Raw genomic sequence first — 21,524 nt, forward strand, 5'->3', positions numbered from 1 at the left:
TGCTCGCATTTGTCGCTAAATATTACAAGAAGTGGACTACTCCAGCGCTTTCCAGATTTCGGTGGCGTACTCACGAATCGTCCGGTCGGATGAGAACCAGCCCATCCGGGCGCTGCTTAGCACCGCCGAACGCCACCACTCTTTGGAATCGTGCCAATGGGCCTCCACCCGTGCTTGAGCGTTCCAGTATGAATCGAAGTCGGCGCAGACCAGGAAGCGGTCATAGTCGATCAACGAATCGATCATGCTGGTATAACGGGCAGGATCGTCCGGCGAGAACACTCCGCCGCGAATCGCTTCCAGTACATCGTTGAGCCGATGGGAGGCCGCGATATCGGGAGTTGCGTTGAACTCGCCATTACGTTTGCGCGCTTCAACCTGCTGGGCGCTGAGACCAAAGATAAACATGTGCTCAGCCCCGATACGCTCGCACATCTCCACGTTGGCACCGTCCATCGTACCGATGGTCAGCGCACCGTTGAGGCCAAATTTCATGTTGCTGGTGCCCGACGCCTCGAAACCGGCGGTGGAAATCTGCTCTGACAGGTCGGCTGCCGGAATGATGCTCTCCGCCAGACTCACGTTGTAGTTAGGCAGGAACACTACCTTGAGCAGGCCACGCACGGTCGGGTCGTGGTTCACGGTGCGAGCGATGTCATTGGTCAGCTTGATGATCAACTTGGCCTGGTGATAACTGGCCGCGGCCTTACCGGCGAAGAGTTTCACCCGCGGCACCCAATCGATTTCAGGCTCGGCGCGAATTGCCTGGTATAGCGCCACGGTGTGCAGCAGGTTGAGCAACTGACGCTTGTATTCGTGAATCCGTTTGACCTGCACATCGAACATCGCTTCCGGGTTTACCGCGATCCCCAACCGCTCATGAATGATGTTGGCCAAGGCTCTTTTGCTGTGCAGGCGCTGCTCGGCGAACTGCTTGCGGAACGCCGTTTTCTCAGCGAACGGCTCCAGTTCAACCAGGCGTTGCTCGGGGTTGTCCAGCACATCATGACCCAACGCCTTGACCATCATCGCCGTCAGTTCCGGGTTGGTCTGGTACAGCCAACGGCGGAAGGTGATGCCGTTGGTCTTGTTGTTGATCCGCTCCGGATAAAGTTTGTGCAGCTCGGAAAACACCGTGCTGCGCATCAATTGGGTATGCAGAGCGGATACACCGTTGACACTGTGAGAGCCCAGGAACGCCAGGTTGCCCATGCGAACACGGCGGCCGTTGTCCTCTTCAATCAGCGATACCGCGCGCAACACGTCGAAATCGTGAATGCCCTTTGCCCGCAGCGAATCGATGTGCTGGGCGTTGATCAGGTAAATGATCTGCATATGCCGCGGCAGCATCCGCTCCATCAGCCCCACCGGCCAGGTTTCCAGCGCTTCGGGCAGTAACGTATGGTTGGTGTAGGACAGCGTGTCGACGGTGACCTTCCAGGCCGCGTCCCACTCGATACCGTGCAAATCGACCAACTGGCGCATCAGCTCGGCCACGGCAATCGAGGGATGGGTGTCGTTGAGCTGGATCGCGGCGTGCTCGCCAAGGCTCAGCACCGAGTCATGCATGTTCTTGTGCCGACGCAACAAATCCTGCAGGGATGCCGAGACGAAGAAATACTCCTGACGCAACCGCAATTCCTGCCCGGCCTCGGTGCTGTCCGCCGGATAGAGCACACGGGAAATACTTTCCGCCCGCGCGACTTCGGCCACCGCGCCCAAGTGGTCGCCAGCATTGAAACGCTCCAGATGCAGGTCTTCCATCGCCCGCGCCCGCCACAGACGCAGGGTGTTGACGCTGGCACCGCGCCAACCGACCACCGGCGTGTCGTAAGCCACCGCCCGGACGGTTTCCACCGGCCACCAGACTTGCTTGGCCTTGCCGGTTTCATCGGTCACCGTATCGACGCTGCCGCCAAAGCCGATGGGGTAGATCACCTCAGGGCGCTCGAACTCCCAAGGATTGCCGAAATCCAGCCAGTTCTCGGTCTGTTCCTGCTGCCAGCCATCGACAACTGCCTGGCGGAACAAGCCGTGTTCATAACGAATACCATAACCATGGCCGGCGATACCGAGGGTCGACATGCTTTCCATGAAACACGCCGCCAATCGACCAAGACCACCATTGCCCAACGCCGCATCCGGCTCCAGCAGGCGAATGCGCTCAAGGTCGACACCCAATTCGGCCAAGGCTTCGCGCGCCACGTCCAGCAGGCCGAGATTGCTCAGGCTGTCGTAGAGCAGACGACCGATCAAAAATTCCAGGGAGAGGTAGTACACACGCTTCTGAACCTTGCGGTAGATCTGTCGCGTGTGGTCCATCCAGTGTTCGACCATATGGTCCCGCGCTGCCAAAGCAATGGCTTCGAACCAGTCATGGTCAAACGCGTGATCCGGGTCCTTGCCTACCGCGTAGGTGAGTTTGTTCAAGACAGCGGCGCGAAATGCGGCCACCACCTCTGCGTCACGAACAAGCAGTTCCTGAGTCATCGATACGACCTCGAACGAGATAGACGGCATGGAATTGTCTGAGCCTAGTCGGTCTGACAGGAGGCAAAGGTTCTGGTTCGGCGTTTTTTTCAATTGCCCGAGTCAACCTTTTGCCACGGCCGGTACGCCCTGAAAAGATGCAGAAGCCGTGCCGATCCGGCCTAAATGCCCTGAGCGGGTGAAAAACCGGCAAATGGTTGTTCACACATCCACCAACCCCGGTATCATCGCGCGCCCTGATACACCCCCTGGAAACACACCTGATGAAGCCCCAACTGATCGCCGCCGCGGAAATCGACCGACTCGATACCTGGGCGAAATACTCCAGTCATATGTGCGGTGGCTGTGTTTCCAGCTGCTGCACCCTGCCGGTCGAAGTGAAGATCAAAGACTTGATCCGCATCGGCATCGTCGATGAATTCGAGCGCGGCGACCCGCCAAAGAACATCGCCAAACGCTTGCAGAAAGAAGGCATCGTCGAGCGTTACAACCAGAAGTCGGAAATTTTTACCCTCCAGCGCATGAGCAACAACGATTGCCTTTATCTGGACCGCAAGAGCCGCCTGTGCACCATTTACGAAAAACGCCCGGACACCTGCCGCAATCACCCGAAGATCGGGCCGCGGCCGGGGTATTGCGCGTACAAGCCTAAAGAAGTCGAGCGCGATACAAGCCGCAAGACACTGGACAAGTTTTGATCAACATCGTCGTTACCTGACAGACCGCTATCGCGGGCAAGCCTCGCTCCTAAAGAATCACGCGCCCCCCGTAGGAGCGAGGCTTGCCCGCGATGAGGCCCTGACAAACACCGCAAAAAAACCCAGACAAAAAAAACGCCCCCGACCTTGCGGTCGGGGGCGTTTTTTTAACAGCTAACTAACGAATCAGTTGCCGCTTTTCTTGGCAGCGCGGGTACGCTCGCTTTCGCCCAGGATCTTCTTGCGAAGACGGATGGACTTAGGAGTGACTTCACACAGCTCGTCTTCTTGTACGAATTCCAGAGCTTGCTCCAGAGTGAAACGTACAGGCGGAACCAGAGCGATGGTTTCGTCTTTACCCGAAGCACGCATGTTGTCGAGCTTCTTGCCTTTAGTCGGGTTAACACCCAGGTCGTTGTCGCGGCTGTTCAGACCAACGATTTGACCTTCATAGATGTCCTGGCCGTGTTCGATGAACAGCTTGCCACGCGACTGCAGGGTTTCCAGCGAGTAGGTCAGCGCCTTACCGGTAGCTACCGATACCAGCACGCCGTTTTGACGGCCGGACATGTCGCCGGACTTCATCGCGTCGTAACGGTCGAAGATCGAGGTCAGGATGCCAGCACCGGAGGTCAGGGTCAGGAACTCGTTACGGAAACCGATCAGGCCACGGGCCGGGATGTTGTACTCAAGGCGCACACGGCCCTTGCCATCCGGAACCATGTTGGTCAGGTCGCCTTTACGGATACCCATTTGTTCCATGATCGAACCCTGGGATTCTTCCGGCAGATCGATGGTCACGTTTTCGTACGGTTCGTGCTTCACGCCGTCAACCAGACGGATGATCACTTCCGGACGACCAACACCCATTTCGAAGCCTTCGCGACGCATGGTTTCGATCAGTACCGAAAGGTGCAGCTCACCACGGCCGGATACTTTGAACTTATCAGCCGAGTCGCCTTCTTCAACGCGCAGTGCCACGTTGTACAGCAACTCTTTGTCCAGACGCTCCTTGATGTTACGGCTGGTCACGAACTTGCCTTCTTTACCGCAGAAAGGCGAGTCGTTTACCTGGAAGGTCATGGAAACGGTTGGCTCGTCGACGGTCAACGGCTTCATCGCTTCGACGTTCAGTGGGTCGCACAGGGTGTCGGAGATGAACAGTTGCTCGAAGCCGCTGATGCAGACGATGTCGCCGGCAGCTGCTTCTTCAACGTCGATACGGTGCAGACCGTGGTGACCCATCAGCTTCAGGATACGACCGGTACGCTTCTTGCCGTCGGCGTCGATAGCGACAACCGGAGTGTTCGGCTTGATGCGACCACGAGCGATACGGCCAACGCCGATAACACCCAGGAAGCTGTTGTAGTCCAGAGCGGAAATTTGCATCTGGAACGGACCGTCACGGTCGACTTTCGGCGCAGGTACGTTGTCGACGATCGACTGGTACAGCGGGGTCATGTCTTCAGCCATGTCGGTGTGGTCCAGACCGGCAATACCGTTCAGGGCCGAAGCGTAGACGACTTTGAAGTCCAGCTGTTCTTCGGTGGCACCCAGGTTGTCGAACAGATCGAAGATCTGGTCCAGAACCCAGTCCGGACGCGCGCCTGGACGGTCAACCTTGTTGATCACCACGATTGGACGCAGGCCGGCTTCGAAAGCCTTCTTGGTCACGAAACGGGTTTGCGGCATAGGGCCGTCTTGAGCGTCAACCAGCAGCAGAACGGAGTCAACCATCGACATTACGCGTTCAACTTCGCCGCCGAAGTCGGCGTGGCCCGGGGTGTCCACGATGTTGATGTGGTAGCCGTTCCAGTTGATGGCGGTGTTTTTCGCCAGAATGGTAATACCGCGCTCTTTCTCCTGGTCGTTGGAGTCCATCACGCGCTCGTCGTTGAGCTCGTTGCGCTCCAGGGTGCCGGATTGACGCAGGAGTTTGTCTACCAGGGTGGTTTTACCATGGTCAACGTGAGCAATGATGGCGATGTTGCGTAGATTTTCGATCACTTGTGTATCTCGATCAGAGGATTCGGTGTGCTGACAAGTCTTGGCAGCGATTTACAGTAGAGTCAGGCCTTGCCGTTACAGCTTGACGGCGGCGTCGGGGGGCCGGTGACGCAGGCCACAGGCATACAGCCCCGGGCTCTTAGCTCGGTCGATAAACGCGCACATTGGCATGCCCCTCACTGAGCAAATGGTGGGCATGCAGGCGACTCATCACGCCTTTGTCGCAATACAGCAGGTACTGGCGAGTAGGGTCCAGTTCCTTGAAACGAGCGTTCAATGCATAAAACGGCATCGCTTGTACCTCGATGCCAGCGAGCTCCAGCGGATCGTCTTCGGCGGCATCCGGGTGACGGATGTCGATGATGATCTGACCGGCCAGCGCCTCACTGACTTCTTCAACCTGCACATCCTGGCCCAATTCGTCGATCACCCGATCGATCGGCACCAGTTTGGCGTTCTCGAGCGCACGCTCGAGCACCGCCATATCGAATTCTTTCTCTTCATGCTCCACGCGCGGACGCTTGGCGTGGGTCTTGGGGTTCACCGAAATGACCCCGCAATACTCCGGCATGTGCTTGGCGAAGTCGGCGGTGCCGATTTCGTTGGCAAGGTCAATGATGTCCTGCTTGTGACTGGCGATCAGCGGGCGCAACACCAGCTTGTCGGTCACGCAGTCGATCACGGACAGGTTCGGCAGCGTCTGGCTGGAAACCTGGGAAATCGCTTCGCCGGTCACCAGCGCATCGATGTCCAGCCGATCAGCGATTCGGGACGCAGCGCGCAACATCATACGCTTCAATACTACGCCCATATGACTGTTATCGACTTTGCCGAGAATTTCTCCCAGCACTTCCTCGAATGGCACACTGACAAATAACACGCGCTGGGAGCTGCCGTACTTCTTCCAGATGAAGTGCGCGACTTCCATCACGCCCAATTCGTGGGCACGCCCACCGAGATTGAAGAAGCAGAAATGGCTCATCAGCCCGCGGCGCATGATCTGGTAGGCCGCCACCGTCGAATCGAAACCGCCGGACATCAACACCAGGGTCTGTTCGAGGGCGCCCAACGGATAACCGCCGATGCCGTTGTGCTGGCTGTGAATCACAAACAACCGTTGGTCGCGAATTTCCATCCGCACTTCGATTGCCGGCGTTTTCAAGGAAATCCCGGCGGCGCCGCACTGACGACGCAGCTGGCTACCGACGTATTTCTCGACGTCCATCGAGGTAAATTCGTGCTTGCCGGCGCGCTTGCAGCGCACTGAAAAGATCTTGCCCGGCAAGGCATCACCGAAGTGCTGTTTGCACTTGGCGACGATGTCGTCGAAGTCGCCCAACGGGTACTCGTCGACCTGCAGGAAATGCGCGATGCCCGGCATGCAGCTCAGGCGATCAGTCATATCCTTCAAGGCTTTCGGCTCGCTGACCTGTGTTTCCAGCTCAAGATTGTCCCACACACCGTTCACCACCACCGCCGGGTCCAGATCGCGGAGCACGGCACGGATGTTCTTGGCCAGCTGGCGGATGAAACGCATCCGTACCGGGCGGCTCTTGATAGTGATTTCGGGGAAAACTTTTACGATTAGTTTCATGAAAACAGCGCGCGAGGGGCCAGCCGAAAAAGGGGGGCGCGGATTATAGCGGAAATTGCTCAAGGTTTAACCAGTTAATATACAGATGGCCATTGACGCACTAAAACGGGGCGTTAAGGCTTTTTGACGCCACATTGCAGTGCGAAAAACCCGCGGAATTTCCCGCGCTCACCTATATATGCGTGAGTTTGGGGCGAAAAACCCAAGTCGGGGCACTGGCATGCAATTTGCTCCCTTGTGAGGCAGGTTGCCTTGGCAGAGTATTCGCGCCGGCATCACCCACATTCTAAGGGCACTCCACTACCAGCCCGAAGCCACCCGGAGGACACTATGTCGAAGTCGGTTCAACTCATCAAAGATCATGACGTCAAATGGATTGATCTGCGCTTCACTGACACAAAAGGCACTCAGCACCACGTGACCATGCCGGCCCGTGATGCGCTGGATGAAGATTTCTTCGAAATCGGCAAAATGTTCGACGGCTCCTCCATCGCCGGCTGGAAAGGCATCGAAGCCTCCGACATGATCCTGCTGCCGGACGACTCTACCGCCGTTCTCGATCCGTTCACCGAAGAGCCGACCCTGATCCTGGTCTGCGACATCATCGAACCTTCGACCATGCAAGGCTATGACCGCGACCCACGCGCCATTGCCCACCGTGCCGAGGAATACCTGAAGTCCACCGGCATCGGCGACACCGTATTCGTTGGTCCAGAGCCAGAATTCTTCATCTTCGACGAAGTGAAGTTCAAGTCCGACATCTCCGGCTCCATGTTCAAGATCTTCTCCGAACAAGGTTCGTGGATGTCTGACCAGGACGTCGAAGGCGGTAACAAAGGCCACCGTCCAGGCGTCAAAGGCGGCTACTTCCCGGTTCCTCCGTTCGACCACGACCACGAAATCCGTACCTCCATGTGCAATGCCATGGAAGAAATGGGCCTGGTCATCGAAGTTCACCACCACGAAGTGGCGACTGCCGGCCAGAACGAAATCGGCGTCAAGTTCAACACCCTGGTAGCCAAGGCTGACGAAGTTCAGACCCTGAAATACTGCGTACACAACGTTGCCGACGCTTACGGCCGCACCGCGACCTTCATGCCTAAGCCGCTGTACGGCGACAACGGCTCGGGTATGCACGTTCACATGTCCATCTCCAAAGATGGCAAGAACACCTTCGCTGGCGAAGGTTATGCCGGCCTGTCCGACACCGCCCTGTACTTCATCGGCGGTATCATCAAGCACGGTAAGGCCCTGAACGGCTTCACCAACCCGTCGACCAACTCCTACAAGCGTCTGGTCCCAGGCTTCGAAGCTCCAGTAATGCTGGCCTACTCGGCTCGCAACCGTTCCGCTTCGATCCGTATTCCTTACGTGTCCAGCCCTAAAGCTCGCCGTATCGAAGCTCGCTTCCCGGATCCAGCAGCCAACCCGTACCTGGGCTTCGCTGCACTGTTGATGGCTGGCCTGGACGGCATCCAGAACAAGATCCACCCAGGCGATGCTGCTGACAAAAACCTGTACGACCTGCCGCCTGAAGAGGCTAAAGAGATCCCACAAGTTTGCGGCAGCCTGAAAGAAGCCCTGGAAGAGCTGGACAAAGGTCGTGCGTTCCTGACCAAAGGCGGCGTTTTCAGCGACGACTTCATCGACGCTTACATCGCCCTGAAAAGCGAAGAAGAAATCAAAGTACGTACCTTCGTACACCCACTGGAATACGAGCTGTACTACAGCTGCTAATCCGGTAGCGCTCGCGCAAGCGGCGTAACAGAGGCCTCCTTCGGGAGGCCTTTTTTGTGGGCGCGATACACGCCAGAGAGCTCATACTGACATCGCACCGTGATGCCTTCATCAAACGGAAGTCCAAGCGCCGGGAAATCGGGCCCTCATCGATCACCCCCAGTCAGGTAACGCAAAAACGTGTCCAATTGACACAGGGTAATCCCAAGCCAGTGAAACCGAGCGATACCACCCCACAGCCAATGACAAGGAAAGCCAAAGAAAAAAAGAGCAGCATCTTTTCATTCTTCTAAACGCCGCCCAGGTTTGCGCACTATATTGGTGCAATGAATTGCACCCCACCCACTTATCAACCCATTTTGGTTCGAAAATACCCGGAGAAGCTGGCAGAACGCCACGCAATCGAGCTTCAAACGCCTGTTTCAGGGGTTTAACGCTTCTTTTCGGAGCCTTGGTTTGGTTTTTGCATTTTCCTCATATCAGCGCTATATCCGCGCGCGCAATCCGGGACCGGCCTCGGGTTGTATTGCTTCAAAAGAGGTCACCATATACTCATGACCATCAGCGACACACTGCACCGCTTGCTACTCGACAACCTGACCACCGCGACCATTCTGCTCAACGCGGACCTGCGCCTTGAGTACATGAACCCCGCGGCGGAAATGCTGCTGGCCATCAGCGGCCAGCGCAGTCATGGGCAATTCATCAGCGAGCTGTTCACCGAATCGGCCGAAGCCCTGAACTCCTTGCGCCAGGCCGTCGAGCAGGCTCACCCGTTCACCAAGCGCGAAGCGATGCTCACTGCGCTGACCGGCCAGACCCTGACCGTCGATTACGCCGTGACGCCGATCCTCAGCAATGGCAACACCCTGCTGCTGCTGGAAGTCCACCCGCGTGACCGCTTGCTGCGAATCACCAAGGAAGAGGCTCAGCTGTCCAAACAGGAAACCAGCAAGATGCTGGTGCGCGGCCTGGCCCATGAGATCAAGAACCCTCTGGGCGGGATTCGCGGCGCCGCACAGTTGCTGGCCCGCGAGCTACCGGAAGAAAGCCTCAAGGATTACACCAACGTCATCATCGAAGAGGCCGATCGCCTGCGCAACCTGGTGGATCGCATGCTCGGCTCGAACAAACTGCCGTCACTGGCGATGACCAACATCCATGAAGTGCTCGAGCGCGTGGGCAGTCTGGTGGAAGCAGAAAGCCAGGGCTGCATCACCTTGGTGCGCGATTATGACCCGAGCATTCCTGACGTATTGATCGACCGCGAACAGATGATCCAGGCAGTACTCAACATCGTGCGCAACGCCATGCAGGCCATCAGCAGCCAGAACGAACTGCGCCTGGGCCGGATCAGCCTGCGCACCCGCGCGATGCGTCAGTTCACCATTGGCCATGTGCGCCATCGGTTGGTGACCAAGATCGAAATCATCGACAACGGCCCGGGCATCCCCGCCGAATTGCAAGAAACCATCTTCTTCCCGATGGTCAGCGGCCGTCCGGACGGTACCGGGCTGGGCCTTGCCATTACTCAGAACATCATCAGCCAGCACCAGGGCCTGATCGAATGTGACAGCCATCCTGGCCACACCACGTTCTCGATCTTTCTGCCACTGGAACAAGGAGCCCCATCGACATGAGCCGTAGTGAAACCGTGTGGATCGTCGATGACGACCGTTCTATCCGTTGGGTTCTGGAAAAGGCCTTGCAACAAGAAGGCATGACCACCCAAAGCTTCGACAGTGCCGATGGCGTGATGAGCCGCCTGGCTCGCCAGCAACCGGATGTGATCATCTCCGACATCCGTATGCCGGGCACCAGCGGTCTGGACCTGTTGGCGCGGATTCGCGAACAGCACCCACGGTTGCCAGTGATCATCATGACGGCTCACTCCGACCTGGACAGCGCTGTCGCGTCCTATCAGGGTGGTGCTTTCGAGTACCTGCCCAAGCCGTTCGATGTTGACGAAGCCGTTTCCCTGGTCAAACGCGCCAACCAGCACGCCCAGGAACAGCAAGGCCTGGAAGTGGTGCCGACCCTGACCCGCACCCCGGAAATCATTGGCGAAGCACCGGCGATGCAGGAAGTGTTTCGCGCTATCGGTCGTCTCAGCCACTCCAACATCACCGTATTGATCAACGGCGAATCCGGCACCGGTAAAGAACTGGTGGCCCACGCCTTGCACCGTCACAGCCCACGGGCGGCGTCACCGTTCATTGCCCTGAACATGGCCGCGATCCCCAAGGATCTGATGGAATCCGAGCTGTTCGGCCACGAGAAAGGCGCGTTTACCGGTGCAGCCAACCTGCGCCGCGGACGCTTCGAACAAGCCGATGGCGGCACGTTGTTTCTCGATGAGATCGGCGACATGCCGGCCGACACCCAGACGCGTCTGTTGCGGGTATTGGCCGATGGCGAGTTTTACCGGGTCGGCGGTCACACGCCGGTCAAGGTCGATGTACGCATCATCGCCGCGACTCACCAGAATCTGGAAACCCTGGTTCATGCCGGGAAATTCCGTGAAGACTTGTTCCACCGCCTCAATGTGATTCGTATCCACATCCCGCGCATGTCGGACCGCCGCGAAGACATTCCGACCCTGGCCAAGCACTTCCTCAGCCGCGCCGCGCAAGAGCTGGCAGTCGAGCCAAAACTGCTGAAGAGCGAAACCGAGGAATACCTGAAAAACCTGCCGTGGCCCGGCAACGTGCGTCAACTGGAGAACACGTGCCGCTGGATCACGGTGATGGCTTCGGGTCGCGAAGTGCATATCAGCGACCTGCCACCTGAACTGCTGAACCTGCCACAAGACTCTGCACCGGTGACCAACTGGGAGCAGGCGCTACGCCAATGGGCCGATCAGGCGCTGGCACGCGGTCAATCGAGCCTGCTCGACAGCGCAGTGCCGAGCTTCGAGCGGATCATGATCGAAACAGCCCTCAAACACACCGCCGGCCGCCGCCGCGACGCCGCCGTGCTGCTGGGCTGGGGCCGCAACACCTTGACCCGCAAGATCAAGGAACTGGGGATGAAGGTCGATGGCGGTGATGATGACGAGGGAGATGAGGGTTAAGTCCTGCCCCCCAGATCGTTCCCACGCTCTGCGTGGTAACGCCTCTATGGGCGCTCCGCGCCCACTGTCACGCAGAGCGTCACGGGAGGCATGCCCACGCGGAGCGTGGGCATGACAAGTCCTGATCCCCGATCGTTCCCACGCTCTGCGTGGTAACGCCTCTATGGGCGCTCCGCGCCCACTGTGACGCAGAGCGTCACGGGATGCATGCCCACGCGGAGCGTGGGCACAATCAATGCCCTGTAGGAACGAGGCTTGCCCGCGATGCTTTTGGGCTTTCGTGCACCGCAATGGTGTGCGTGCACTGCCTCAACGCATCGTGAGCTGCGATCGAGCAGAAACAAAAACCTGAAAAACTCAGTTTTTCTCTCTGAAAACAAAATCCCCTAAAACGCAAAAGCCCCGAAATACGGGGCTTTCAGCGGCATCCAAAGGGTTTTCAACTCGTTTTATCAAAAACTGGCACGCCCCCTGCAATAGCCCAAGCACAACCCAGTTTCGGGGACCTTGGTACAGGCAGGCCGGGGATTCCCCTCTTTACACTTGGGGCTCACGACGCAAACAGCGACGAGCCCCGCCCGGTTTCGGGGACCTTGGTACAGGCAGGCCGGGGATTCCCCTCTTTACACCTGGGGCTCATGACGCAGACAGCGACGAGCCCCACCCGGTTTCGGGAACCTTGGTACAGGCAGGCCGGGGATTCCCTCTTTTATTCCTCCCGGAGATGGATCTCCAGCCGCCAGCGCCCGCCCACCTCAGCACCAGCCCACTCACCACGCAACGGTCGGGCCGCCACCAGACTCAGTAACAACCCCGCATCCGCAGCCCTTACCCGCCAGTTCGCACTCCTGTCGTTGACCTTCAGACGGCCGTTCTGAGCCCTGCCCGTCGCGTCGAACAATAGCGCGACAGTCCCGTCGATATGTTCACCGTGGATCTTCGGCTCATTGTTGAACCACACCACCAGGCCGTCAGCGACAACCTCCACCTGCTGCAACTCAGTGGGATCCGGCGCCGCCAGGCGACCGATCATCAGCCCGACCATCATGCCGACAATCGCCAAAGAGCCGAGCACCCGCAGTAATAGCTTCGGCTGCGGGTCTGCTTCAGGCGTAGAATGCAGCCCATCTTTACCTTCGGAGCCGTGCATGTTTCACGTCATCCTATTTCAACCAGAAATTCCGCCGAATACCGGCAACGTTATCAGGCTGTGCGCCAACAGTGGCTGCCACCTGCATTTGATCGAGCCCCTGGGCTTCGAGATGGACGACAAGCGCCTGCGCCGGGCCGGTCTCGATTATCACGAGTACGCCACCCTGCAACGCCATGCCGACCTCGCCAGCTGCCTGGAAAGCCTCGGCCAGCCGCGCTTGTTCGCCTTTACCACCAAAGGTTCGCGGCCGTTTCACGATGCCAGCTTTGCCGAAGGTGATGCTTTTCTCTTTGGCCCGGAAAGCCGTGGCCTGCCCGCCGACGTACTGGACGCCCTACCGGCCGAACAACGACTGCGCCTGCCGATGCGTGAAGGCTGCCGCAGTCTCAACCTGTCTAACACCGTCGCCGTGGCGGTTTACGAAGGCTGGCGGCAGCTCGGTTTCAAATAACTACACAACCTGATCGTTCCCACGCTCCTGCGTGGGAATGCAGCCCGTGACGCTCTGCGTCACTGGACGCGGAGCGTCCCTTGAGGCATTCCCACGCAAAGCATGGGAATGATCGAGCCACGTATTCCAGCCCCATGAAAAAAGCGCCTGTAACGGCGCTTTTTTCGTCAACATCGAACGCTTATTGCACAGTCGGCGATTCGCCGGCGGCCTGCATGCGTTGCAGTTCTTGCGCGTACAGTGCGTCGAAGTTCACCGGAGCCAGCATCAGGGCCGGGAACGAACCGCGAGTCACCAGGCTGTCCAGGGTTTCGCGAGCGTACGGGAACAGGATGTTCGGGCAGAACGCGCCCAGGGTGTGGCTCATCGAAGCGTCGTCCAGGTTCTTGATCAGGAAGATCCCGGCCTGTTGCACTTCAGCGATGAACGCGACCTCTTCACCGTTCTTCACAGTAACCGACAGGGTCAGCACGACTTCGTGGAAGTCACCTTCCAGAGCTTTCTGACGGGTGTTCAGATCCAGGCCGACGGTCGGCTCCCACTGCTGGCGAAAGATCGCCGGGCTTTTCGGGGCTTCGAAGGACAGGTCACGCACGTAGATGCGCTGCAGGGAGAATTGCGGTGCGGTTTCTTCTTCGCTAGCTGCAGTGTTCTGTTGGTCAGTCATCTCGGATCCTTTCTGATCTCGGGTCTTGTAGGGTAAGGAATTCAAGCCTTGAGCATGGCGTCGAGCTTGCCGGCGCGCTCCAGGGCAAACAAATCATCACAGCCGCCAACGTGGGTGCTGCCGATCCAGATCTGCGGCACGGACGTACGCCCGGCCTTCTGAGCCATCGCGGCACGCACCTGCGGCTTGCCATCGACCTTGATCTCTTCGAAGGCTACGCCTTTGTTCTCGAGCAGGTACTTGGCTCGCGAACAATAAGGGCAGTAATCGCTGGAATAGACGACGACGTTGTTCATATCACTTCACCAGCGGCAGATTGTCGGCTTTCCAGCTGGAAATACCACCGGACAGCTTGGCGGCGGTGAAGCCGGCCTTTATCAGTTCGCGGGCATGAGTGCCGGCAGTCTGGCCCATGGCGTCGACCAGAATAATGGTCTTGGCCTTGTGCTTTTCCAGTTCACCGACGCGAGCGGTCAGTTTGTCCTGAGGAATGTTCAACGCGCCTACGATGTGACCGGCGGCGAAATCCTTGGTCGGACGAATGTCAATTACCACGCCTGCGTCTTTGTTGACTAGCCCGGTCAGTTCACCGGTGCTCAGGCTGCGGCCGCCGCCTTGCATCTGATAAGCGATCAGCAACGCCAGCAGTACGACGAAGATACCGACGAGCAGATAGTGGTTAGTGGCAAATTCAATCAGGTGAGCAACCATCGAAGGAGGTTCCAGGGCGTTAAAATGTCGGCCAGTATACACAGCCGCCTTGGCCGACCACACCCCGCCCGGCGGTGACGCGGTCGGAACTTAGCTTTAAACTGCCACTCCCTTTTCCATCGCCTCTTTTAATCCAGCCACGAGTGGAATCTATGACTACCACGCCTAAACCTTTGGTCCTGATGATTCTGGATGGCTTCGGTTACAGTGAAAGCCAAGAACACAACGCCGTCTATTCGGCCAAAAAGCCAGTCCTTGACCGTCTGTGCGCCACTGTCCCGAACGGTTTGATCTCGGGCTCAGGCATGGACGTCGGCCTGCCGGACGGCCAAATGGGCAACTCGGAAGTCGGCCACATGAACCTTGGCGCCGGCCGCGTGGTGTACCAGGACTTCACCCGAGTGACCAAATCGATCCGCGACGGCGAGTTTTTCGAAAATCCGACCATCTGCGCGGCGGTAGATAAAGCCGTGGCCGCTGGCAAAGCGGTGCATCTGCTCGGACTCTTGTCCGAAGGCGGCGTGCATAGTCATCAGGACCACCTGGTGGCCATGGCCGAGCTGGCGTTCAAGCGTGGCGCGGAGAAAATCTACCTGCACGCCTTTCTCGACGGCCGTGACACTCCGCCAAAAAGCGCCCAATCGTCAATCGAACTGCTTGATGAAACCTTCAGAACCCTTGGCAAGGGCCGGATCGCCAGCATCATTGGCCGCTACTTCGCCATGGACCGCGACAACCGTTGGGACCGTGTGTCCCAGGCCTACGAGCTGATCGTCGACGGCAAGGGTGAATTCAACGCGGCCACTGCTCAGCAAGGCCTGCAAGCTGCGTACGAACGCGGCGAGAGCGACGAATTCGTTAAAGCCACAACCATTGGTACGCCGGTCAAGGTCGAAGACGGCGATGCCGTGGTCTTCATGAACTTCCGCGCCGACCGCGCTCGCGAGCTCACCCGGGTGTTTGTCGAAGACGGCTTCAACGACTTCGAACGCGCCCGCCAGCCGAAACTGGCCGGTTTCGTCATGCTCACTCAATACGCGGCAAGCATTCCAGCACCGTCGGCGTTTGCGCCGGGCAGCCTGGAAAACGTGCTGGGCGATTACCTGGCAAAAAACGGCAAGACTCAGCTGCGCATTGCCGAGACCGAGAAGTACGCCCACGTGACCTTCTTCTTCTCTGGCGGCCGTGAAGAACCTTTCCCGGGCGAAGAGCGCATCCTGATCCCGTCGCCGAAAGTCGCGACTTATGACCTGCAACCTGAAATGAGCGCGCCGCAAGTCACCGACAAAATCGTCGACGCCATCGAAAACCAGCGTTACGACGTCATCATCGTCAACTATGCCAACGGCGACATGGTCGGTCACAGCGGCGTGTTCGAGGCAGCAGTGAAGGCCGTTGAATGCCTGGATCTATGTGTTGGGCGGATTGTCGAGGCACTGGAAAAGGTCGGCGGCGAGGCACTGATCACGGCTGACCACGGCAACGTCGAGCAGATGTCGGACGAGACCACAGGTCAAGCCCATACCGCTCACACGACTGAGCCGGTACCGTTCATCTATGTCGGCAAACGCGACCTTAAAGTCCGCGAAGGCGGGGTACTGGCCGACGTGGCGCCGACCATGCTCAAACTGCTGGGTCTCAAGCAACCTGAAGAAATGACTGGCACTTCGATACTAGTCTGATAGTAAAACGACTCAATCAAAGGCCATAAACGGCTTTTTATGACGAACGCCTCAAAGCAGTTAGCTTCGGGGCGTTTTTTTTGCGGTCCGCGGCGGGCATACTAGGCTGTCCCTTTCCCTGGTGTCGCCCGCCTCTATGCTTCGCGCCCTGATTGCCCTAGCTCTGACCTGCCTGCTCCAACCGGCCTTTGCCGATGAGCGCGCGCAAACCCAACAACAGTTGGACGCCACGCGTCAGGATATTACTGAGCTGAAAAAACTCCTCGGCAAACTGCAGGAGGAAAAATCCGGCGTGCAGAAAGAACTGCGCGGCACCGAAACCGAGATGGGCAAACTGGAGAAACAGGTCGAAACCCTGCAGAAAGAGCTGAAAAAAAGCGAATCCGAGCTGCAGCGACTCGATGAAGAGAAAAAAAAACTCCAGAGCGCGCGCATTGAACAGCAACGACTGATCGCTATTCAGGCCCGAGCCGCCTACCAGAACGGCCGTCAGGAATACTTGAAGCTGCTGCTGAATCAACAAAACCCGGAAAAGTTCGCCCGGACCCTGACCTATTACGACTACCTGAGCCAGGCACGCCTGGAGCAGCTAAAGAATTTCAACGAAACCCTGCGCCAACTGGCCAACGTCGAGCAGGACATCGCCATGCAGCAAGCCCAACTGCTGGTGCAGAAAAGCAGCCTCGACAGCCAGCGCGACGAACTCGACAAAGTCCGCAAAGAACGCCAATTGGCATTGGCCAGACTCAACGACGATGTGAAGGCTCGCGACCAGAAGCTTCAAGCCCGCGAGCAGGATCAAGCGGACCTGTCTAAAGTACTCAAAACCATCGAAGAAACTCTGGCCCGTCAGGCCCGCGAGGCAGAAGAAGCGCGGCAAAAAGCGTTGATCGCCCAGCAAGAAGCCGAAAAAAAGCGCTTGCGTGAGGCCCAGGCGGCTGCCGACGAGAGCCCGCACAAACCGGCTAAAGCCGCGCCCGGCCCCTTGGTTTCCAGTGCTGGAGCCTCCTACGGCGGCCCTTTTGCGTCAGCGCGCGGCAAACTTCCATGGCCGGTTGATGGTCGACTGCTTGCGCGTTTTGGTGAAACCCGTGGCGATGATGCCCGCACCAAGTGGGACGGCGTGATGATCAGCGCCTCCGCCGGCAGCCAGGTGCACGCCGTACATGGCGGTCGCGTGGTATTCGCCGACTGGTTGCGAGGGGCTGGGTTGCTGGTCATTCTCGACCATGGCAACGGGTTTCTGAGCCTTTATGGTCACAACCAGACGCTGCTTAAAGCCGCTGGTGATGTTGTAAAAGCCGGTGAGTCGATCTCCACTGTCGGCAACAGTGGCGGGCAAGACACGCCAGCGCTGTATTTCGCTATTCGTCAGCAGGGTCACCCGAGTGATCCGGCACAATGGTGCCGTGCGCAAGGATAAGCGCGTTACCTAATCTCAGGAGTTTGTTCGACATGCTGCATTTGTCCCGCCTAACCTCGCTGGCCCTGACGATCGCCATTGTGATCGGTGCGCCTCACGCGTTTGCCGCCCAAGCCGCTGCGGTGGCAACGGCCGCGACCACCAAGGCTCCATTGCCACTCGATGAGCTGCGCACTTTCGCCGAAGTCATGGACCGGATCAAGGCCGCCTATGTCGAACCCGTAGACGACAAGACCCTGCTGGAAAACGCCATCAAGGGCATGCTCAGCAACCTTGACCCGCACTCGGCCTATCTCGGCCCGGAAGACTTCGCTGATTTGCAGGAAAGCACCAGCGGCGAATTCGGTGGCCTGGGCATCGAAGTCGGCGCCGAAGACGGCTTCATCAAGGTCGTTTCGCCGATCGACGATACTCCAGCGTCCAAAGCAGGCATTCAGGCCGGCGACTTTATCGTCAAGATCAACGGCCAGCCGACTCGCGGCCAGAGCATGACCGAAGCGGTCGACAAAATGCGTGGCAAGATCGGCCAGAAAATCACCCTGACCCTGGTTCGCGACGGCGGCACACCGTTCGACGTGACGCTGACTCGCGCCACCATTCAGGTCAAAAGCGTGAAGAGCCAATTGCTCGAGTCCGGCTACGGTTACATCCGCATCACCCAGTTCCAGGTAAAAACCGGCGAGGAGGTCTCCAAGGCCCTGGCCAAGCTGCGCAAGGATAACGGCAAGCGGCTCAGCGGTATCGTCCTGGACCTGCGCAACAACCCGGGCGGCGTGCTGCAATCGGCTGTTGAAGTGGTCGACCACTTCATCACCAAGGGCCTGATTGTCTACACCAAGGGCCGCATCGCCAACTCCGAACTGCGTTTCTCCGCGACCGGTAAAGACGAAAGCGAAGCCGTACCAATGGTGGTGTTGATCAACGGTGGCAGCGCCTCGGCTTCGGAAATTGTCGCCGGCGCCCTGCAAGATCAAAAACGTGCTGTGTTGATGGGCACCACCAGCTTCGGTAAAGGCTCGGTGCAAACCGTACTGCCGCTGAACAATGACCGCGCGCTGAAAATCACCACCGCGCTGTACTACACCCCGAACGGTCGTTCGATCCAGGCTCAAGGCATCGTGCCGGACATCGAAGTGCGCAAAGCCAAAATCACCAACGAGCAAGACGGCGAATACTTCAAGGAAGCTGATCTGCAAGGTCACCTGGGCAATGGCAACGGCGGCGCCGACAAGCCAACCCGCGCCTCCGCAAAAGCCAAGCAGCCATCGCTGCAGGACGATGACTACCAGCTGGCCCAGGCCCTGAGCCTGCTCAAAGGCCTGAGCATCACCCGCGGCCACTGAGATGCGCTTTGCGCTCATCCTCAGTCTGCTGTGGGGTCTGGCGGGTGCTGCTCATGCAGCAACCGCCGAAACGACGGCAGCCCCGCACAAGGCTTACCTGAGCCTGATCATCGACGACCTCGGGCAAAACCTGCCAAGGGATCGCCGAGTGCTGGCGCTTCCAGGGCCGGTGACCACTGCGATCATGCCCGACACTCCCCATGCTGCCGAATTTGCCCGCGAAGCTCACCGCGCTGGCAAGATCGTCATGTTGCACATGCCCATGGACCCGGCCACCGGCCCGTTTGCCTGGCATCCCGACCTCCCCATAGAAGAGCTTGAAAAGCGCTTGAATGCCGCGTTCAGCGCCGTTCCCTATACCAGTGGTATCAATAACCACATGGGCAGCCGCATGACCGCAGAAACCAAGGCCATGGCCTGGCTGATGGCCGAATTGCAGCGTCGGCACAAATTCTTCGTCGACAGCCGCACCAGCGCTAAAACCGTGGCCGCCGCCGAGGCGCAGAAGATTGGACTGGCGAGCGTTTCACGAGACGTGTTTCTCGACGATGAGCGCACCGAACAAGCCATCACTACCCAGTTGCAGACAGCAATCAGCCTGGCCCGCAAACAGGGCTCGGCGGTGATGATCGGCCACCCCTACCCGCAAACCCTCGCCGTACTCGAACGCGAACTGCCCAAGCTCAAGGCCCAGGGCATCGAGTGGATCGATATCAAGTTGATGATCAGCCTGCGCGGGAACAAGGCGACGGTGGGGCATGGGAAAGATGGGGTGTATCGCTAATAGATCGTTCCCACGCTCCGCGTGGTAACGCAGCCATGGGCGCTCCGCGCCCACTGTGACGCGCAGCGTCACGGGATGCATGCCCGCGCAGAGCGTGGGAACGATCAGCGTGAAGGTTAGAGATACCGCGCCATGATGTCGTCGACCACGCCTTCCTTACGTAACTGATCCAGCGCAGCCTGAAGCTTTTCCACCACCTCATCCGAAACGCTCTTGTTCAGCGCCAGATAAAGTTCGGCGCTGTTAAAGCGCAATACCGTCTTGAGCCCGGTCACCCCGTCTTGTCGCGCGAGGTAGCGACCGGCCGGGTCGCCGGTGGCCCAGAGGTCGATCTGGCCGTGAACCAGCTTCTTCGCGTTGTCCTGATCGCGCAGGACCAACACGGGAGCTATACCTTGCTTGGTCAGGGTCTCGGCAATCGCGTCACCCTTATAGGCGCCAATCTTGTATTTGCGCGCCTGGCTGAGCGACTCCAGGGTGATCTTGCTGTCGGCCCTGGCCAGCATGATCCAGTCGTCCGGGCCGATGGGGCCAACCCATTTGAAGAGTTTTTCGCGATCCGGCAGACGCGCCATGACGAACACACCGTATCCCGGCTTTTCCAGAGCGAGCTTGTAGATTCGCTCCCAGGGGAAGCGCAGGGTCAGGCTGTAGTTGATTCCGGCGCGCTTGAACATTTCGCGGACGATATCCACCGCGATACCGTTAATGTTCTCGTCCTGAGCGAAGTTTTTACCGTTCTTCGCCATGTTGTACGGTGGGAAGTTTTCCGTCAGCAACACCAGAGAGGTGTCGGTATTGTCTGCTGCGTGAGCGGCGCCGGTGAGCAACACCCAAGCGCTGGCGAGTACGAGGAAAAGACGTTTAAACATGACGAGCTACCGGAATCCATGGCGTGCCCAAGAGTGCCGTGAGCCCGCCATGCTGTCCAGCTTATCGAACCACGATGCCGCGATGCGCCATGTAGGCCTTGGCTTCCGGTACGGTGTATTCACCAAAGTGGAAGATACTCGCCGCCAGTACCGCGCTGGCGTGGCCTTCAAGAATGCCATCCGCCAGATGCTGCAGGTTACCGACACCGCCGGACGCAATCACCGGGATCCCCAAGGCATCGCTGATGGCCCGGGTGACGCCCAGATCGAAGCCGTTTTTCATGCCGTCCTGATCCATGCTGGTCAGCAGGATTTCACCGGCACCGAGGCCTTCCATTTTCTTCGCCCACTCCACCGCATCCAGGCCTGTCGGCTTGCGCCCACCGTGGGTGAAGATTTCCCAGCGCGGGGTTTCGCCAGGCTTTGACACCTTCTTCGCGTCGATAGCGACGACGATGCATTGCGAGCCGAAATGCTGCGCGGCCTCGCCCACAAACTCAGGATTGAATACCGCTGCAGTGTTGATCGAGACTTTGTCCGCGCCGGCATTCAGCAGGTTGCGGATGTCCTGCACGGTACGCACACCGCCACCGACGGTCAGCGGGATAAACACCTGGCTGGCCATACGCTCGACGGTATGCAACGTGGTATCGCGACCATCGACGCTGGCGGTGATGTCGAGAAAGGTAATCTCGTCGGCACCCTGCTCATCATAGCGACGGGCGATTTCCACCGGGTCGCCGGCATCACGGATGTTCTCGAACTTGACGCCCTTGACCACACGACCGTTGTCGACGTCCAGGCAAGGGATAATGCGTTTGGCCAGCGCCATGGTGAGT

18 protein-coding genes are annotated in these 21,524 nt (G+C 58.5%); 9 read left to right on the plus strand and 9 right to left on the minus strand.

Annotated elements, in window-relative coordinates; translation table 11 throughout:
* Positions 1-36 precede the first annotated feature (36 nt).
* Positions 37-2,490: a glycogen/starch/alpha-glucan phosphorylase gene (locus AC07UI_RS21150; protein WP_494994484.1), complete on the minus strand. Its 2,454-nt coding sequence runs from the start codon at positions 2,488-2,490 to the stop codon at positions 37-39.
* A 263-nt stretch (positions 2,491-2,753) separates the two neighbouring features.
* Between AC07UI_RS21150 and AC07UI_RS21155 the strand changes: the two genes are divergently transcribed.
* Positions 2,754-3,188: a YkgJ family cysteine cluster protein gene (locus AC07UI_RS21155; RefSeq protein ID WP_494994338.1), complete on the plus strand. Its 435-nt coding sequence runs from the start codon at positions 2,754-2,756 to the stop codon at positions 3,186-3,188.
* A gap of 186 nt (positions 3,189-3,374) precedes the next feature.
* Here AC07UI_RS21155 and typA read toward each other — a convergent pair whose 3' ends face one another.
* Both typA and thiI read right to left on the minus strand, forming a co-directional pair.
* On the minus strand, positions 3,375-5,195 hold the full coding sequence (gene typA / locus AC07UI_RS21160; RefSeq protein WP_494994339.1) for a translational GTPase TypA: 1,821 nt from the start codon (positions 5,193-5,195) through the stop codon (positions 3,375-3,377).
* 139 nt (positions 5,196-5,334) lie between these two features.
* On the minus strand, positions 5,335-6,789 hold the full coding sequence (gene thiI, locus AC07UI_RS21165; RefSeq protein WP_494994340.1) for a tRNA uracil 4-sulfurtransferase ThiI: 1,455 nt from the start codon (positions 6,787-6,789) through the stop codon (positions 5,335-5,337).
* Between the two features lie 330 nt (positions 6,790-7,119).
* On the opposite strand from thiI, the gene glnA reads away from it, so the two are divergent.
* The 3 genes from glnA to ntrC all read left to right on the plus strand — a co-directional run bounded on the left by glnA (position 7,120) and on the right by ntrC (position 11,599).
* Positions 7,120-8,526, plus strand: a complete 1,407-nt coding sequence (glnA, locus tag AC07UI_RS21170; RefSeq protein ID WP_494994341.1) for a glutamate--ammonia ligase — start codon at positions 7,120-7,122, stop codon at positions 8,524-8,526.
* A 554-nt stretch (positions 8,527-9,080) separates the two neighbouring features.
* A complete protein-coding gene (gene glnL, locus AC07UI_RS21175; RefSeq protein ID WP_494994342.1) occupies positions 9,081-10,166 on the plus strand; it encodes a nitrogen regulation protein NR(II) in 1,086 nt (361 codons plus the stop codon).
* Entirely contained in the window at positions 10,163-11,599 is a 1,437-nt protein-coding gene (gene ntrC / locus AC07UI_RS21180) for a nitrogen regulation protein NR(I) (protein ID WP_494994343.1), read from the plus strand. The genes glnL and ntrC overlap by 4 nt, the downstream gene beginning before the upstream one ends.
* A gap of 709 nt (positions 11,600-12,308) precedes the next feature.
* Here ntrC and AC07UI_RS21185 read toward each other — a convergent pair.
* A complete protein-coding gene (locus AC07UI_RS21185; RefSeq protein ID WP_494994344.1) occupies positions 12,309-12,749 on the minus strand; it encodes a hypothetical protein in 441 nt (146 codons plus the stop codon).
* On the opposite strand from AC07UI_RS21185, the gene trmL reads away from it, so the two are divergent.
* Positions 12,748-13,203, plus strand: coding sequence for a tRNA (uridine(34)/cytosine(34)/5-carboxymethylaminomethyluridine(34)-2'-O)-methyltransferase TrmL (gene trmL, locus AC07UI_RS21190; protein ID WP_494994345.1), 456 nt, complete (start codon positions 12,748-12,750; stop codon positions 13,201-13,203). The two genes, AC07UI_RS21185 and trmL, sit on opposite strands and share 2 nt — an antisense overlap.
* Before the next feature lie 181 nt (positions 13,204-13,384).
* On the opposite strand, the gene secB is transcribed toward trmL, so the two are convergent.
* The 3 genes from secB to AC07UI_RS21205 are packed head-to-tail and all read right to left on the minus strand — an operon-like array spanning position 13,385 to position 14,581.
* Positions 13,385-13,870 carry a protein-export chaperone SecB gene (secB, locus tag AC07UI_RS21195; protein WP_494994346.1) on the minus strand — a complete coding sequence of 162 codons (486 nt, stop codon included), beginning with the start codon at positions 13,868-13,870 and terminating at the stop codon, positions 13,385-13,387.
* Positions 13,871-13,911: 41 nt separating this feature from the next.
* Complete coding sequence (grxC, locus tag AC07UI_RS21200) at positions 13,912-14,166, minus strand: glutaredoxin 3 (protein ID WP_007939440.1); 255 nt, start codon at positions 14,164-14,166, stop codon at positions 13,912-13,914.
* Between the two features lies 1 nt (position 14,167).
* A complete protein-coding gene (locus tag AC07UI_RS21205) occupies positions 14,168-14,581 on the minus strand; it encodes a rhodanese-like domain-containing protein (RefSeq protein WP_494994347.1) in 414 nt (137 codons plus the stop codon).
* 152 nt (positions 14,582-14,733) lie between these two features.
* Here AC07UI_RS21205 and gpmI point away from each other — a divergent pair, with 152 nt between their 5' ends.
* The 4 genes from gpmI to AC07UI_RS21225 all read left to right on the plus strand — a co-directional run bounded on the left by gpmI (position 14,734) and on the right by AC07UI_RS21225 (position 19,813).
* A complete protein-coding gene (gene gpmI, locus AC07UI_RS21210) occupies positions 14,734-16,263 on the plus strand; it encodes a 2,3-bisphosphoglycerate-independent phosphoglycerate mutase (protein WP_494994348.1) in 1,530 nt (509 codons plus the stop codon).
* A gap of 136 nt (positions 16,264-16,399) precedes the next feature.
* Positions 16,400-17,686: a murein hydrolase activator EnvC family protein gene (locus tag AC07UI_RS21215; protein ID WP_494994349.1), complete on the plus strand. Its 1,287-nt coding sequence runs from the start codon at positions 16,400-16,402 to the stop codon at positions 17,684-17,686.
* A gap of 32 nt (positions 17,687-17,718) precedes the next feature.
* Complete coding sequence (locus AC07UI_RS21220; RefSeq protein ID WP_494994350.1) at positions 17,719-19,029, plus strand: S41 family peptidase; 1,311 nt, start codon at positions 17,719-17,721, stop codon at positions 19,027-19,029.
* 1 nt (position 19,030) lies between these two features.
* Positions 19,031-19,813 carry a divergent polysaccharide deacetylase family protein gene (locus tag AC07UI_RS21225; protein ID WP_494994351.1) on the plus strand — a complete coding sequence of 261 codons (783 nt, stop codon included), beginning with the start codon at positions 19,031-19,033 and terminating at the stop codon, positions 19,811-19,813.
* A gap of 116 nt (positions 19,814-19,929) precedes the next feature.
* Here AC07UI_RS21225 and AC07UI_RS21230 read toward each other — a convergent pair whose 3' ends face one another.
* Together AC07UI_RS21230 and hisF are read right to left on the minus strand one after the other, a co-directional pair.
* Positions 19,930-20,685, minus strand: a complete 756-nt coding sequence (locus AC07UI_RS21230; protein ID WP_494994352.1) for a substrate-binding periplasmic protein — start codon at positions 20,683-20,685, stop codon at positions 19,930-19,932.
* 61 nt (positions 20,686-20,746) lie between these two features.
* Positions 20,747-21,517, minus strand: a complete 771-nt coding sequence (gene hisF / locus AC07UI_RS21235) for an imidazole glycerol phosphate synthase subunit HisF (protein ID WP_494994353.1) — start codon at positions 21,515-21,517, stop codon at positions 20,747-20,749.
* Between the last annotated feature and the right edge of the window lie 7 nt (positions 21,518-21,524).

It is taken from the genome of Pseudomonas sp. GW821-FHT04C07 (genome assembly GCF_059420325.1).